This window comes from Stenotrophomonas thermophila, from assembly GCF_001499715.1.
GTDB lineage: Bacteria > Pseudomonadota > Gammaproteobacteria > Xanthomonadales > Xanthomonadaceae > Stenotrophomonas > Stenotrophomonas hibiscicola.
Window position 1 is genome coordinate 110,675 of record NZ_CVIW01000062.1, and the last position, 14,464, is coordinate 125,138.

Consider the following 14,464-nt stretch of genomic DNA (forward strand, 5'->3'; position numbering starts at 1 on the left):
GTCTGGCAGCGGCACGCCGGTTCAGGTCAGCACTTGTCCTTGCGGCCCATCAGCCTGCCCAGGCGCGAGGGTTCCTCGCACTTCGGTGCAGCCACCGGGGCCGGTGCCGCTGCGGCGGCACGTGCACGCTGCAGTTGCTGGATCTTCGCTCGAATCTGCGGCATCGCCGCCATTGCGGCCTTCTCGCCTTCCAGGATCGCGGTGCCGCGCTGGCTGAAATCGGCGGCGCCGATGTCCAGCACCTTCGGGCGGATGACGATGTCGGCGCGCGCCAGTTCCTGTTCGCCCAGGCGCTGGCCCATGATCGAGATGGACTGGTTGACGATGCCCAGCATGTCGGTCGGCGCCTTGCCGCTGGCCTTGCTGGAGATGTCCACGGCGATCACGAAGTCGGCGCCGAGCTGGCGCGCGGCATCCACCGGCACCGGGCTCACCACGCCGCCATCGATATAGTTGCGGCCACCAATCTTCACCGGCTCGAACACACCGGGAATGCTGCTGGACGCGCGCACGGCCTGGCCGACGTTGCCGCGCACGAAGATCGCGCGTTCGCCGGTTTCCAGCTGGGTGGCGACGGCGGCGAACGGCTTCTTCAGGCGCTCGGCCGGACGGTTGGCAACCTGCTCGTTGACGTAGTCCTGCAGCTTCTGGCCCTGCACCAGGCCACCGGAGAACAGGCGCACGTCGCGGATGCTCGCTTCGTCCAGCGCCACTGCCTTGCTCTGCATCTGGAAGGCGTCCATGCCGCTGGCATACAGCGCGCCGACCACGCTGCCGGCACTGGTACCGGACACCACGGCCGGTTCGAAGCCGTTGGCCTCCAGCATCTTGATCACGCCGATGTGGGCGAAGCCCTTGGCTGCGCCACCGCCGAGGGCGATACCGATCTTCACCGGCTTGGCCTGCGGTACCACGGTTGGCGCCGGCGGCGGCGCAGGGCGGACCGGGTCGCCACCGCAGCCGGCCAGCAGGCCGATCAGGGCGACGGACAGCAGCATGCGGGATCGGAACAGGCTCATCGGCAGTGCGCTCGCGGCGCCGGATTCAGGAAAGGGCGCCAGCATACCGAAGGTGCCGCAGGGCGGGCAGGGTAGGTCGGCCCGCCCATTCATCGGATGCTTCGGGTAGTGCCGGCCGCTGGCCGGCACCCTCGTGAAACAGCCGGCCAGCGGCCGGCACTACCGCGAGGCGGTCAGAACCGGTTGTCGCCGTCCAGCATCCGGCCCAGGCCGCCCAGCACCGAGCCTTCGCCGCGGTTCTGGCCGCCGCCCTGCGGCGCGGCCATCCACATGCGGCCGGCCAGGCGCGAGAACGGCAGCGACTGCAGCCAGACCTTGCCTGGACCGGTCAGCGTGGCCAGGAACACGCCTTCGCCGCCGAACAGCATGCTCTTGATGCCTGCAACACGGCGCACGTCCATGTCCACGGTGGGGTGGTAGGCCACCACGCAGCCGGTATCCACGTCCAGCCGCTCACCCGCGGCCAGTTCGCGCTCGACCACGCAGCCGCCGGCGTGGATGAACACCCAGCCGTCGCCCTCCAGCTTCTGCATGATGAAGCCTTCGCCGCCGAACAGGCCGGTCATGATCCTGCGCTGGAACTGCACGCCGATCTGCACGCCGCGCGCGCCGGCCAGGAAGCTGTCCTTCTGGCAGATCAGGCGGCCGCCGTGCTGGTCCAGCTTCATCGCCAGCACCGTGCCCGGGTAGGGCGCGGCGAAGGCGACCTTGCCCTTGCCGTGGCCGCTCTGGGTGTAGACGGTGGCGAACAGGCTCTCGCCGGTCAGCACGCGCTTGCCGGCGGCCATCACCTTGCCCATGAAGCCGCCGCCCTGGTCGCCGTTGGCGGCGCCGAACACCGTGTCCATCTGCACGGTGGCGTCCTTGAACATCAATGCGCCGGCCTCGGCAATGGCGCTCTCGCCGGGGTCGAGCTCGATCTCCACGAACTGCATTTCATGGCCGACGATGCGGAATTCGATGTCGTCGGCGCGGCCGCTGGCGGAGGGGACCGGCGGCGGGCTGTTCGGCATGCCCGGGGCCGCAGATTGCAGTTCGGGCACCTCGGCAATCGAGGTCCATCCGCTCATGCCCTGGCACCAGGCCAGCGCGCGCGGGTTGGCCTGCGCATAACGGCGCGCAGCCTGGTCATCAAGCGGGCCGATACGCTCGGCCTGGGCGGAGGCATGGAAATACCACTGGGTCATCGCGGCGGCTCCGCAGGGCTGGAAACCCCCGAGTCTAGCGAGGGCGCCCGGGCCGGGGCGACAGGCCCATGAACGGCGGGCATTTGCGGGGCAGGTGCTGTATTGCAACAATTATCTGGTAGCGCCGTTTTACCACCCCTCCAAACACAGCCTACCGCCATGTCCCCGACCCGTACTTCCCGTGGCCGCCTTCCGGTCGCGCGCCCCCTCGTTGCCGCTCTTTCCGCCCTGCTGCCGCTGGTTGCGGCCGCCCAGGAAACTCCCGCTGCCAAGGATCCGGTTGCCCTCGATGCCCTGCAGGTGACCGCGCAGCGGCGCGTCGAGAACGCCAAGGACGTACCGGTCGCACTGAGCGCGATCCAGGGCGAGAAGCTGGATGTGCTCGGCTCGGCCGGCGATGACATCCGCTTCCTGGCCGCACGCGTGCCCAGCCTCAACATCGAGTCGTCCTACGGCCGTGCCTTCCCGCGCTTCTACATCCGCGGCCTGGGCAACACCGATTTCGACCTCAATGCCTCGCAGCCGGTGTCGCTGGTGTATGACGACGTGGTGCAGGAAAGCCCGCTGCTGAAGGGATTCCCGCTGTTCGACCTGGCCAACGTGGAAGTGCTGCGTGGCCCGCAGGGCACGCTGTTCGGCCGCAACACCCCGGCCGGTGTGGTCAAGTTCGATTCGGCACGCCCGTCGCAGGATGCCGATGGTTACCTCCGTGTCGGCTACGGCAGCTACAACAGCTGGAATGTGCAGGGCGCCTACGGCGGCCCGCTGACCGACCGCTGGTCGGCACGCGTCTCGGCCATCTACCAGCGCCGCGACGACTGGGTCGACAACACCCGCGTCGGCGCTCCCAACAGTGGCTTCGAAGGCTATGACGAAGCCGCCGGCCGCGTGCAGTTCCTGTACGAAGGCGACGACTTCGAAGCACTGTTCAACCTGCACAAGCGCAAGCTCAACGGTACCGCCCGCCTGTTCCGCGCCAACATCATCCAGAAAGGTGGCAATTCGCTGGTCGAGAACTTCGACCGCGACAAGGTGGCCAACGACGGCGTCAACTTCTCCGACCTGGAGACCTGGGGCGGCAGCGCGCGCCTGCAGTGGAACCTCGGTTCGGTGACCCTGCACTCGATCACCGGCTACGAGACCGCTGAGTCGCTCAACCGTGGCGACATCGACGGCGGCTACGGCGCGGCCTTCCTCGGCGCCGGCAATTACGGTCCGGGCCTGATTCCGTTCTCGTCGGAGTCGGCCGACGGCCTGCCGCACCACCGCCAGTGGACGCAGGAAGTGCGCATCGAGTCCAACGAATGGGGCCGCTTCGACTGGCAGGCCGGCGTCTTCTACTTCGATGAAGACGTGACCATCAACAACTTCAACTACGACTCGCTGACCCCGGGCAATCCGCAGACCGGCCACGTGGTGCAGAACCAGCGCAACAAGGCGTGGGCGGTGTTCGCTTCGGGCGACTTCGATGTCACCGACCGCTTCAAGCTGCGTGCCGGCGTGCGCTATACCCAGGACAAGAAGGACTTCAGCGCCAGCGTGCTGCAGGCCGTTCCGTTCGGCACCCCGGTCAGCGGCCCGTACCTGGCCAACACCGACGTCAACGACGTCAGCTGGGACGTCAGCGGCGTGTACAAGCTGACCGACGACATCAACGCCTACGCCCGCGTCGCCAAGGGCTTCCGCGCGCCGTCGATCCAGGGCCGCCTGGCCTTTGCGCCGGGCCTGTCGCAGGCCGATTCGGAGAAGGTCATCTCGTACGAGGCCGGCATCAAGGCCGACCTGTTCGAGCGCCGCGCGCGCCTGGGCCTGAGCGTGTTCCGCTACAACGTTGACGGCCAGCAGCTGATCGCCGTGGGCGGTGCCAACAACACCGCCACCCTGCTCAACGCCGACAAGACCATCGGCCAGGGCGTGGAACTGGACCTGGAAGCCTACCTGGCCGACAACGTCCTGCTGACCTTCGGCAGCAGCTACAACGACACCGAGATCAAGGACAAGAACCTTGCGGTGGCGATCTGCGGCGGTGGCTGCACCATCAACGACCCGACCACGGTCATCAACGGCGGCACCTATGCGCTGGTGAACGGCAACCCGCTGCCGCAGGCGCCGAAATGGATCCACAACGCGACCCTGCGCGTGGGCTTCCCGCTCAGCGATGGCAGCGAGCTGTACGCCTACACCGACTGGGCCTACCGCAGCGCGGTGAACTTCTTCATCTACGAGTCGCCGGAATTCCGCGGCCGCAGTTCGCTGGAAGGCGGCCTGCGCCTGGGCTACAACTGGGATTACGGCCAGTACGACGTGGCGGTGTTCGGTCGCAACCTGACCAACCAGACCCGCGTGGTCGGCGCGATCGACTTCAACAACCTGACCGGCTTCCTCAACGAGCCGCGTACCTGGGGCGTGGAGTTCACCGCGAAGTTCTGATGCGGTGGCTGCGTTGATGCAATGCAGAAGGGCCGGCGCACTGCCGGCCCTTCTGTTTCCTGCTTCGTGTAGAGCCGAGCCTGCGCTCGGCTGCTCTGAGCCGAGCATGGCTCGGCTGCTCTGAGCCGAGCATGGCTCGGCTCTACAGAGGCGTGGCCTACAGCGCGCTCTGCGGGCGCACCTTCAGCACCGCATTCTCGGTGGCGCAGTCGCGGCTGGAGTGCAGGCCGGCCTTGCGCGCCGCTTCGATCTCCTTGCGTGCGGCCAGCAGGTCCTTGTTGAAGGCCGCGTTGTCGTGCAGGCGGGCCACGGCGGCCGCGCCCATGAAGCGGCCTTCGAGGATGTCGCTCTGCCAATGCACGTTGCACACCAGGCGGCTCTCGCCGTAGTTGCGGCCGCGGGCCTGGATGGCATCGGCGCGGTCCGGCGCGATCTCCGACAGGATCAGTGCCCAGGCCCAGCCGATCGAGGTGTGGCCGGACGGGTACGAGCCGTTCTTGCGCAGGCCGTCTTCGTCCTTCGGCGAGCAGGTCGGTTCACCGTTGACCATGAACGGACGCGGGCGCTGGTAGTGGTTCTTGGCCGCCTTGGTCGCCGCACTGGCGTCGATCCGGCTGCGCTCCAGCAGGCGATACAGCGCCGGGGTCTTCACCGCATCGACGTCGATGTCGGCGGCGCAGGAGAAGTGGTTGGCGCCTTCGGGGAAACCGAGTTCCGCATCGACGCCGGCCTGGGCGAAGCGCGGGCTGCCACGCAGCGCGCGGGCCTCACGGCTGACCTGCTCGTCCAGGGCGAACGCGGCCGAACCGGCCACCGGTGGTGCCGGTACCAGGTCGAGGCTGGCCGGAACCGCGCTCTTGTCCAGATAACCCACCGCCTTGGTGGTGATGTTGGCTTCGACGGCGGTCGGCTTGGCGGCGGTGGCGGCACAACCGGCCAGGGCAGCGGCCACGGCAAGGCCGAGCAGCGGGCGGGCAGGGTGGGAGATCAGCGACATGGACGGGCTCCGGAGAAAGAACATCGCGTCATGATCGCAGTCCCAGTGCGGCACCGCAGTGGCCATCGGTCATACGGCCAGAACCGGCATGGTCATCGAAACAAGATGAAAAACGTCATCAAGTGACGCCAGTCTCCTGAATCCGGGCGCAGCGCACGGACTTTCACGCGCCCGCGCCGTGAGCATCGGCACATCGGCAGGCACCAGAGGCCGTCCAGTTCCAGCCGGGTCGGGGGGATCCGAAGACAGAGGGAGAGACGCGATGCGCAGCACCGCAACAGGAAGTACCGTCCTGGCCCTGCTCCTGGGGCTTGCAACAGCGCCGGCGCAGGCCGCCGACGTGGTCGGCGTGGCCTTCGTGCATGGCACCGGCGCGCAGACCAACGCCACCCAGGACTACTGGCAGCCGACCATCATCGACACCGTGCGCCAGGGCCTGCCCAACAGCAGCAATTACGTGGTCATCAACTGCGATTTCACCCAGTACATGTGGAAACCGGAAGCGGCCGGCTGCCTGGCCAACCAGCTGACCCGTTTCATCGACAGCCGTGGCATCACCCAGCTGGTGGTGATCACCCACTCCAACGGCGGCAACGTGGTGCGCTGGATCCTGTCCAACCCGACCTACGACAGCCGCTATCCGAAGATCATCCGCACGGTGCGCAAGGTCACCGCGCTGGCGCCGTCTTCGGCGGGCACGCCGCTGGCCGATGCGGTGCTCAACGGCAATACCTTCGAAACCTCGCTGGGCTGGCTGCTGGGCTACAAGAACGACGCGGTGCGCCAGCAGCAGGTGGCGAGCATGGCCACCTACAACGCGCAGAACCTGTACGGCACCGCAGGCCGTCCCGCCCTGCCCAAGCCGTTCCGTGCGGTGGTCGGCAGCGACGTGGAATCGGCGGTATGGGACAGCAACAGCTACTGCGGTGGCTACGCCGCCAATGTCGGCCTGGAGTTCACCCAGAACTGGCTGTCCTCCTGCTCCGATGGCTTCCTGGAGTGCAGCAGCCAGAAGGCCGCCGGCACCACCTGGTTCACCGACACGCAGCGCACCCAGGGGGCAGAGCCGCTCAGCCACAACCAGAGCCGCCGCGAGTGCTTCGGCCTCGGCACCCTGCTGCGCAACGACCTGACCCAGTGAGGGAGACGACCATGACGATTCATTCCACCCTGCTGGCCAGTGCGGTGCTGGCAGTCCTGTCCCTTTCCGCCGCGCAGGCCGCGCAGCCTCTGCAGGCGGCCCGCGTGGGCGACCAGGTGCCTGCGGCGCTGGTTGCCGCGCCATTGCCGGCCGATGACAGCGAACGTGCACCGCTGTCCTTCGCCTGGGCGTTGGACCCAGCACAACCGCTGCAGGCGGCCACGCCGTATGCTTCGGTCAGCCGCAGCTACTGGCAGCAGGTCGATGGCTCGCAGCTGCAACGCGGCCTGGACCTGCCGCTGACGGCGCCCGATGCGGTGATCCAGCTGAGCCCGGCCGCAGGTGCCCGCGCGCTGCCTGCCAACACCCTGCAGATGCGCGACCCGGCTGGCCGCAGCAGCGTGGCCCGCAGTGTCGATGCGCGCGCGCTGCAGGATGCCGGCATGCCGGTGAGTGATGGCAGCAGCATGCTGCGCACCGGCGCGACCAGTTCGGCCGGTGCGTACACGCTGCAGAGCACGCAGGCGCAGGGCCGCTATGTGGTGCAGGTGCTTGAGCCGAACAGCCCGCTGCGGCTGGAAGTGCAGGCCAACCAGGCGCAGGTGCTGGCCGGTGGCAACGTGCAGCTGCAGGCACGCCTGCTGGAAGACGGCGCCACCACCGCGCAGCTGGCCTCGCGCCGTGGCGGCCTGGGCGGTGAAGCCCTGCTGGTCGCACCGGATGGCCGCAGCTGGCCGCAGCGCCTGCTGCGCACCACCGATGGTGCCCTGCGTGCACAGGTGCGGATTCCGGCTGATGTCGGCAGCGTGCAGGGGCTGTGGGAACTGCAGGTGTTCGCCCACGCCGATGGCGTGCTGCGCGACGGCAAGGTGGCTTTCGCGGTGGCACGGCCCACTGCTCGCTTCAGTGGCCAGGCGGCACCCGACCCGGCCAGCCGCCAGGTCGCGCTGCCGCTGCAGGTGGCCGCCGCCGGTCGCTACGAGGCGCGTGGCACGTTGTATGCCACCGGCCGCGATGGCCAGCTGAAGCCGGTGGCGCAGGCGCATGCGGCCGAGTGGTTCGATGGACCGGGGCGTGGCCAGCTGGTGCTGCCATTCGACCAGGCCGCGTTGCCGGCTGGCTTCGGCGCACCCTACGAACTGCGCGACCTGCAGCTGCTCGACCAGAGCCGGATGGCACCGATTGAATCGCGCGCGCTGGCGTTGAAGTTCTGAGCAAGGCGGTGGCGGGCCGGAACATTCGGCCCGCTGCACCGGCATGGTGATGGAATGGCATCACGACGGGGTAGAGTCGACTGTTGGTCGACTGCCTTTCGCCTGGATCGCAAAGATCCCGCGCTGCGCGCGATAGTCGACTAACAGTCGACTCTACCGTCGCCGGTTTTCCAAGCCCCTCGGGTTTCCCGAGGGCTCCGCCTCACCCCGCGTACGCAGTCAGCCTGCCTTCCTGCTCGCACACGGTGATCGCGCCGCCGAACACCGCCGACAGCGGTTCGTTGCGCAGCAGCTCGGCGCGGGTACCGTCAGCCAGTACGCGGCCGTCACGCAGCAGCACCACGCGTTCGATCTCGGGAATGATCTCTTCGATGTGGTGGGTCACCAGCACCAGGGTGATGCCCTGCTGGGCCAGCACGCGCATGGTCGCCACCAGCTGCTCGCGGGCGACCAGGTCCAGCCCGGTGGAGGGTTCGTCCAGCAGCAGCGCCTGCGGCCGGTTGACCAGCGCGCGCGCGATCAGCACGCGGCGGGTTTCGCCGGCCGACAGCTCGGCGTAGGCACGTTCACGCAGGGACAGCGCGCCGGTCATCGCCAGTGTCTCGCCGACACGTGCGCGCATGTCGGCGGTCACCTCGCGGAAGGCCGGCACCACGTAGCTGGCGAAGAAGCCGGACAGCACCGCCTGTTCCACGGTCAGCCCCGGCATGTCGGCCAGGTTGCTGCTGAGGTCGCCGGTGACGATGCCCAGCTGCGAGCGCAGCCGGTCCACCTGCCAGCGGTTCTGGCCCAGCACCCTCACCGCGACGGAGCCATCGACCTGCGCCAGCGGGTACAGCTCGCGGGTGATCAGCTTGATGAAGGTCGATTTGCCACAGCCGTTGGGGCCGAGCAGGGCGGTGTGCTGGCCCTGCGCGATGCGCAGGCTGAGTCCATGAAGCACCTTCACCTGGCCACGCACCACAGTGGCGCGGTCCAGTTCGATCAAGGGGGGCAGCTCCGCGACGGGCGGGGCGGCGGAAATGCGGCTGGCGCGTGGATCAAGGCTCGACAACTCAGGTCCCCAACTGTGAACGGTGCCACGGATGGCGATGCCAAGCACCGCCGCAGGGATGCAGTTTGCAACGCAAGCGCCCATCATGTCTGCCATCCCCGCGTAGATCCGGAGAGCTGCCATGCCTGATGCCCTGATGTCCCTGTTGACCGGTGGTGTTCTCGGCCTGGGGTGGTGGGCCATGCTGGCCGTGCTGCTGGTCTTCACCCAGATCACCATCTTCTCGGTGACCCTGTACCTGCACCGCAGCCAGGCCCATCGCGGGGTCGACTTCCACCCGGCGCTGGCCCACCTGTTCCGCTTCTGGCTGTGGTTGACCACCTCGATGATCACCCGGGAATGGGTGGCCATCCACCGCAAGCACCACGCCAAGGTGGAGACCGAGGACGACCCGCACAGCCCGGTTACCCGCGGCATCGGCAAGGTGTTCTGGCACGGCGTGGAGCTGTACCGCGAAGCGCGCGGCATGCGCGCGGACATCGAACAGTACGGGCGCGGCACCCCGGATGATGCGATCGAGCGCCGCCTGTATACCCCGCATGCCACGCTCGGCCCGGTGCTGCTGCTGGCGATCAACAGCGTGTTGTTCGGCCTGCCCGGCGTGGCCCTTTGGGCGATCCAGATGGCATGGATCCCGTTCTGGGCGGCCGGCGTGGTCAATGGCCTGGGCCACTGGTGGGGGTACCGCAACTACGAATCGGCCGATACCTCCACGAACCTGACGCCGTGGGGGTTCTGGATCGGTGGCGAGGAGCTGCACAACAATCACCATGCCTTCCCCAGCTCGGCGCGCTTTGCGATGCGGCGCTGGGAATTCGACATCGGCTGGAGTGCGATCCGCCTGCTGCAGGCGCTGCGCCTGGCCAAGGTGCTGCGGGTGGCACCGGCCATGGACGTACGCCCGAACATCGCCGTGCCCGATGCCGAGACCCTTAAGGCGCTGCTGTCGCACCGCTTCCAGGCGATGACCGACTACCAGCGCAATGTGTTCATGCCAGCCCTGCGCGAGGAAGCCGCCCAGGCCGGAGCCAAGCTGCGCCGCCTGCTGCCGCGCCGGCTGCGCCGCGGTCTGGTCAACGATGGCCGCTGGCTGAAGCCGGACAGCCGTGCCCAGCTGAGCGCCTGGGTGGCACAGCGCCCGCGCATCCGCACCCTGGTCGAGTACCGCGCACGGTTGGCGGCACTGCTGGAGGCGCGCGGCCACGATGCTGCCGAGCGCCTGCATCAGCTGCAGGCGTGGTGCCGCGAGGCCGAGGGAAGCGGTATCGCGGCGTTGCAGGCCTACGCCGCACGCTTGAAGGGCTACAGCCTGGTGGGCGCGTGAGGGCAGGGTACGGGCTTCTGCTGGCGGCACTGCTGCCGGGCGCGGCGCTGGCCCAGGTCACCGACACCGCCAGCTATCTGCAGCGGATGGACCGCGATGGCGACGGCAGGGTCAGCGAGGCCGAGTACGTGCAGTGGATGCTGTATGCCTTCGACCGCATGGACCGCAACGGTGATGGTGTGCTGACGGCCGAGGAGCTGCCCGGTGGCAAGGGCAGGGCGATCAGCCGCGAGCAGCAGCGGCAGGTGATCGTGCAGCGCTTCCACAAGCAGGATGCCAACGGTGATGGCTTCCTCGACGCCCGCGAGCTGTCCGCGCCGCCGCGTTGAGCGGGGGTAGAATCACCCCATGCCCGAACTGCCCGAAGTCGAAACCACCCGCCGCGGCCTGGCGCCGCACCTGCAGGGCCGCCGCGTGCATGGCGTGATCCTGCGCCGCGCCGACCTGCGCTGGCCGATTCCACCGGAAGTGGCCGAGCTGATGCCGGGGCAGCGCATCGAAGACATCCGCCGGCGCGCCAAATACCTGCTGCTGGATACCGCCGTCGGCAGCGCGGTGCTGCACCTGGGCATGTCCGGCAGCCTGCGCGTGCTGCCCGGTGATACCCCGCTGCGGGCGCATGACCACGTCGACATCAGCCTGGACAACGGCCGCCTGCTGCGGTTCAACGACCCGCGCCGCTTCGGCAGCCTGCTCTGGCAGCCGGTCGGCGAGGTCCACCCGCTGCTGCAGGGGCTGGGTCCGGAGCCGCTGGACGAGGCCTTCGACGGCGACTACCTGTTCGCCCGCAGCCGGGGCCGCAGTGCGCCGGTGAAGACCTTCCTGATGGACCAGGCGGTGGTGGTGGGCGTCGGCAACATCTATGCCGCCGAGAGCCTGTTCAAGGCCGGCATCAGCCCGCTGCGCGAGGCGGGCAAGATCTCGCGCGAACGCTACCAGCGGCTGGCCGGGGCGGTGAAGGAAATCCTCGGCTATGCGATCACCCGGGGCGGCACCACGCTGCGTGATTTCATCAGCCCTGACGGCGCACCGGGCTACTTCGAGCAGGAACTGCTGGTGTACGGCCGCGACGGCCTGCCATGCCCGAACTGTGGCCGCGCGCTGAAGCACGCCACCATCGGCCAGCGCGCCAGCGTCTGGTGCAACCACTGCCAGCGCTGAGCCGGGCGGCCAGCGGCAGCTGAACGGGCAGGAGACGTCTCCGCTGCCCGTTAACGTTTGTCTGCCTATCATGGCCGACCTTCCCTTCGTGCCTGACGCGCCTGCATGCAACGACGCGACTTCATCCGCAATGCCTCCCTCGCCCTGGCAGCATTCGGCCTGCCGTCCCTGCCCGCGTGCGCGGCCAGCAGGAGCGGCCAGATGGGCCTGCGCCGCCTCGGCCAGCCGCAGCCGTTCGACTTCGCTACCCTCAAGGGCCAGGCGCGCGCGCTGGCACAGGCGCCCTACAAGAGCCACAAGCGGGTGCTGCCGGGCCGCCTGGAAGGCTTGGACTGGGACCAGTACCAGTCGATCGGTTACCGCCAGGACCATGCGCTGTGGGCTGACCAGCCAGGCAAGTTCCAGGCCAAGTTCTTCCATCTGGGCCTGTACTTCCATTCGCCGGTGCGCATGTTCGACGTGGTCGACGGCAAGGCGCAGGAGCTGGCCTATGACGGCGCGGCATTCAACTACGGCAAGAGCGGCATCAAGGACGGCGAGCTGCCGGCCGACCTGGGGTTCGCCGGTTTCCGCTTGAACACCCGCAAGGACACCGACCGCGATTTCGCCGCCTTCCTCGGCGCCAGTTACTTCCGCGCGGTCGGCAAGGAGGGTCAGTACGGCCAGTCCGCGCGTGGCCTGGCGATCGATACCGGCATGGGCAAGCCGGAGGAATTCCCGGATTTCATCGCCTACTACCTGGAACAGCCGTCGGCTGATTCGGACACGATCGTGGTCTACGGCCTGCTGGATTCGCCCAGCGTGGCCGGTGCCTATCGCTTCGCGATCACCAACGGTGACGTGCTGCTGATGGACATCGACAGCGCGCTGTACCCGCGCAAGGCGATCGAGCGGTTGGGCATCGCCCCGTGCACCAGCATGTACCAGGTGGGCGAGAACGACCGCCGCATGGGCTGGGACTGGCGCCCGGAGATCCACGATACCGACGGCCTGTCGCTGTGGACCGGTGCCGGCGAATGGATCTGGCGCCCGCTGCTGAACCCGCGCAACCTGCGCTTCAACATGTTCGTGGACCGCAACCCGCGCGGCTTCGGCCTGCTGCAGCGCGACCGCAACTTCGACCACTATCAGGATGACGGCGTGTTCTACGAGAAGCGGCCGTGCCTGTGGGTGGAGCCGAAGGGCGAATGGGGCGAGGGCTCGGTGCAGCTGGTGGAGATCCCCACCGTGGACGAGACCTTCGACAACATCGTGGCGTTCTGGAATCCCAAGGAAAAGCCGCAGCCGGGCCAGGAGCTGCTGGTCCGTTACCGCCTGTACTGGGGCGCCGAGCCGCCGGCACGGCCGCCGATGGCGCACTGCGTGGCCAGCCGCACCGGCCTGGGCGGTGTGGTCGGCAAGAAGCGCGAGTACTTCAGCTGGCGCTTCGCGGTGGACTTCGAAGGTGGCGAACTTGCCAGGCTGATCGACAAGGGCGAGGTCGAGGCGGTGGTGGAAGCCAGCCGGGGCCGGGTCGAGATCGTGTCGGCGCGGCCGCTGCGCGAGATCAACGGCTACCGCGCGATGTTCGACCTGGTGCCGCCGGAAGGCAGTACCGAGCAGATCGACATCCGCCTGTTCCTGCGCAGTGGTGGCAAGACCCTCACCGAGACCTGGCTGTACCAGTACACCCCGCCGCCGGCCGGAGCGCCGGAGCGCACGCTGTACTAAGAGGGGTGCGGGTTTGCAGGGCTTGCAGCCCTGCACCTGCAGAGGCCAGAGCCGAAGCAACGGCAGAAGCTGGTTTCCTGTGGGGAGGCGCGGTGGGTCCGGTTGAGGGGGACGGCGTAAATACGTCCATGTAGCCTCGGTCGCGCCATCCATGGCGCTCACGCCCCCTCAACCGGACCCACCCCGCCTTCGACAGATCGCCGCGATCTGTCGGAGCACGGGGTCGGATCCCGTTGCTGCGCAACGGGCTCTGACCCCAGATGAATTTCGATAGATGAATTTCGATATCTGACAGATGTGCCGACCAACGGTCGGCACCCACCAACAGCCGCGTGAAACTGTCAGAGGTGGGGCGGTTTGGGTGGGCAGGACCGTTGGCGCCATGGATGGCGCCATCGAGCCCCCAGGGACGGGTTTACGGCGTGTCCTGCCCACCCACACCGCCCCGCCATCCCGCGGAATGCCGCTTTGGCTTTGGCCGTTGCCGTGGCGTTGAGCAGGTGCAGGGCTGCAAGCCCTGCAAAAGAACACCCCTTACAGCGGCAGGGGCGCCTGCGCCGGATCGATCCGCCCTTCGCCGCGGGTGATCTTCTTGAACTCGGCGCGGCTGACCGACACGTAGCGGTCGTTGCCGCCGATCTCCACCTGCGGGCCGTCCTGTACTGCGTGGCCATGCTCATCCACGCGTACCGTCATCGTTGCCTTCTTGCCGCTGTGGCAGATGGTCTTGATCTCCTGCATCTCGTCGGCCCAGGCCAGCAGGTACTGGCTGCCCTCGAACAGTTCGCCGCGGAAGTCGGTGCGCAGCCCGTAGCACAGCACCGGAATGCGCAGCTGGTCGACCACCTCGCTGAGCTGCCAGACCTGGGCGCGGGTGAGGAACTGCGCTTCGTCCACCAGCACGCAGCCCATCGGCCCGTTCGCCGCCAGGTCCTGCTCTACCCAGCGCTGCAGGTCGGTATCACGGTCGAAGGCCATGCCCTCGGCGCGCAGGCCGATCCGCGAGGCAACCACGCCGGCGCCGGCACGATCGTCCAGGCGCGGGGTCAGGATCGCCACCCGCATGCCGCGCTCGCGGTAGTTGTGGGCGCTCTGCAGCAGGGTGGTGGTCTTGCCGGCGTTCATCGCCGAATAGTAGAAGTAGAGCTTGGCCATCGACGGATTGTACGCCGCGGCCCCGCTTCGCCGAAGCCGTTCAGCAACCCGCCGGCAGGCCGCTGTGGTCGT

The 14,464-nt window shown here is 68.1% G+C and carries 12 protein-coding genes; 7 read left to right on the plus strand and 5 right to left on the minus strand.

Going from position 1 to position 14,464, the window contains the following annotated elements; all coding sequences use genetic code 11:
• Positions 1–26 precede the first annotated feature (26 nt).
• Both BN1263_RS18310 and BN1263_RS18315 read right to left on the minus strand, forming a co-directional pair.
• The gene (locus BN1263_RS18310) at positions 27–1,019 is read right to left on the minus strand and encodes a patatin-like phospholipase family protein (protein ID WP_058983196.1); all 993 of its coding nucleotides are present in this window, start codon (positions 1,017–1,019) and stop codon (positions 27–29) included.
• 173 nt (positions 1,020–1,192) lie between these two features.
• Complete coding sequence (locus BN1263_RS18315) at positions 1,193–2,206, minus strand: TIGR00266 family protein (RefSeq protein ID WP_019658836.1); 1,014 nt, start codon at positions 2,204–2,206, stop codon at positions 1,193–1,195.
• A gap of 159 nt (positions 2,207–2,365) precedes the next feature.
• Here BN1263_RS18315 and BN1263_RS18320 point away from each other — a divergent pair, with 159 nt between their 5' ends.
• Positions 2,366–4,636 (plus strand): TonB-dependent receptor, encoded by a 2,271-nt coding sequence (locus BN1263_RS18320; RefSeq protein WP_058983198.1) that lies wholly within the window; start codon positions 2,366–2,368, stop codon positions 4,634–4,636.
• Between the two features lie 157 nt (positions 4,637–4,793).
• On the opposite strand, the gene BN1263_RS18325 is transcribed toward BN1263_RS18320, so the two are convergent.
• Positions 4,794–5,633 (minus strand): acid phosphatase, encoded by an 840-nt coding sequence (locus tag BN1263_RS18325; protein ID WP_021204632.1) that lies wholly within the window; start codon positions 5,631–5,633, stop codon positions 4,794–4,796.
• Positions 5,634–5,895: 262 nt separating this feature from the next.
• Here BN1263_RS18325 and BN1263_RS18330 point away from each other — a divergent pair, with 262 nt between their 5' ends.
• Both BN1263_RS18330 and BN1263_RS18335 read left to right on the plus strand, forming a co-directional pair.
• Positions 5,896–6,774, plus strand: a complete 879-nt coding sequence (locus tag BN1263_RS18330) for a lipase family protein (protein ID WP_058983200.1) — start codon at positions 5,896–5,898, stop codon at positions 6,772–6,774.
• A gap of 11 nt (positions 6,775–6,785) precedes the next feature.
• The gene (locus BN1263_RS18335) at positions 6,786–7,988 is read left to right on the plus strand and encodes a DUF4785 domain-containing protein (protein WP_058983202.1); all 1,203 of its coding nucleotides are present in this window, start codon (positions 6,786–6,788) and stop codon (positions 7,986–7,988) included.
• A 202-nt stretch (positions 7,989–8,190) separates the two neighbouring features.
• On the opposite strand, the gene BN1263_RS18340 is transcribed toward BN1263_RS18335, so the two are convergent.
• Positions 8,191–8,976, minus strand: coding sequence for an ABC transporter ATP-binding protein (locus tag BN1263_RS18340; RefSeq protein ID WP_058983204.1), 786 nt, complete (start codon positions 8,974–8,976; stop codon positions 8,191–8,193).
• A 187-nt stretch (positions 8,977–9,163) separates the two neighbouring features.
• Here BN1263_RS18340 and BN1263_RS18345 point away from each other — a divergent pair, with 187 nt between their 5' ends.
• From BN1263_RS18345 to BN1263_RS18360, 4 genes are all read left to right on the plus strand, one after another.
• Entirely contained in the window at positions 9,164–10,366 is a 1,203-nt protein-coding gene (locus BN1263_RS18345; RefSeq protein WP_058983206.1) for a DesA family fatty acid desaturase, read from the plus strand.
• Positions 10,363–10,695 carry an EF-hand domain-containing protein gene (locus BN1263_RS18350; protein ID WP_058983208.1) on the plus strand — a complete coding sequence of 111 codons (333 nt, stop codon included), beginning with the start codon at positions 10,363–10,365 and terminating at the stop codon, positions 10,693–10,695. The genes BN1263_RS18345 and BN1263_RS18350 overlap by 4 nt, the downstream gene beginning before the upstream one ends.
• Before the next feature lie 19 nt (positions 10,696–10,714).
• Entirely contained in the window at positions 10,715–11,527 is an 813-nt protein-coding gene (mutM, locus tag BN1263_RS18355; RefSeq protein ID WP_058983210.1) for a bifunctional DNA-formamidopyrimidine glycosylase/DNA-(apurinic or apyrimidinic site) lyase, read from the plus strand.
• A 105-nt stretch (positions 11,528–11,632) separates the two neighbouring features.
• Positions 11,633–13,237: an OpgD/OpgG family glucan biosynthesis protein gene (locus BN1263_RS18360; protein WP_058983212.1), complete on the plus strand. Its 1,605-nt coding sequence runs from the start codon at positions 11,633–11,635 to the stop codon at positions 13,235–13,237.
• Between the two features lie 534 nt (positions 13,238–13,771).
• On the opposite strand, the gene BN1263_RS18365 is transcribed toward BN1263_RS18360, so the two are convergent.
• Complete coding sequence (locus BN1263_RS18365) at positions 13,772–14,392, minus strand: thymidine kinase (protein WP_021204637.1); 621 nt, start codon at positions 14,390–14,392, stop codon at positions 13,772–13,774.
• Positions 14,393–14,464: the final 72 nt, after the last annotated feature.

Coding starts and splice junctions, on each gene's coding strand:
- BN1263_RS18330 (WP_058983200.1), top strand. CDS start 5,896: ATGCGCAGCACCGCAACAGGAAGTACCGTCCTGGCCCTGCTCCTGGGG.
- BN1263_RS18360 (WP_058983212.1), top strand. CDS start 11,633: ATGCAACGACGCGACTTCATCCGCAATGCCTCCCTCGCCCTGGCAGCA.
- BN1263_RS18310 (WP_058983196.1), bottom strand. CDS start 1,019: ATGAGCCTGTTCCGATCCCGCATGCTGCTGTCCGTCGCCCTGATCGGC.
- BN1263_RS18335 (WP_058983202.1), top strand. CDS start 6,786: ATGACGATTCATTCCACCCTGCTGGCCAGTGCGGTGCTGGCAGTCCTG.
- BN1263_RS18325 (WP_021204632.1), bottom strand. CDS start 5,633: ATGTCGCTGATCTCCCACCCTGCCCGCCCGCTGCTCGGCCTTGCCGTG.
- mutM (WP_058983210.1), top strand. CDS start 10,715: ATGCCCGAACTGCCCGAAGTCGAAACCACCCGCCGCGGCCTGGCGCCG.
- BN1263_RS18345 (WP_058983206.1), top strand. CDS start 9,164: ATGCCTGATGCCCTGATGTCCCTGTTGACCGGTGGTGTTCTCGGCCTG.
- BN1263_RS18320 (WP_058983198.1), top strand. CDS start 2,366: ATGTCCCCGACCCGTACTTCCCGTGGCCGCCTTCCGGTCGCGCGCCCC.
- BN1263_RS18365 (WP_021204637.1), bottom strand. CDS start 14,392: ATGGCCAAGCTCTACTTCTACTATTCGGCGATGAACGCCGGCAAGACC.
- BN1263_RS18315 (WP_019658836.1), bottom strand. CDS start 2,206: ATGACCCAGTGGTATTTCCATGCCTCCGCCCAGGCCGAGCGTATCGGC.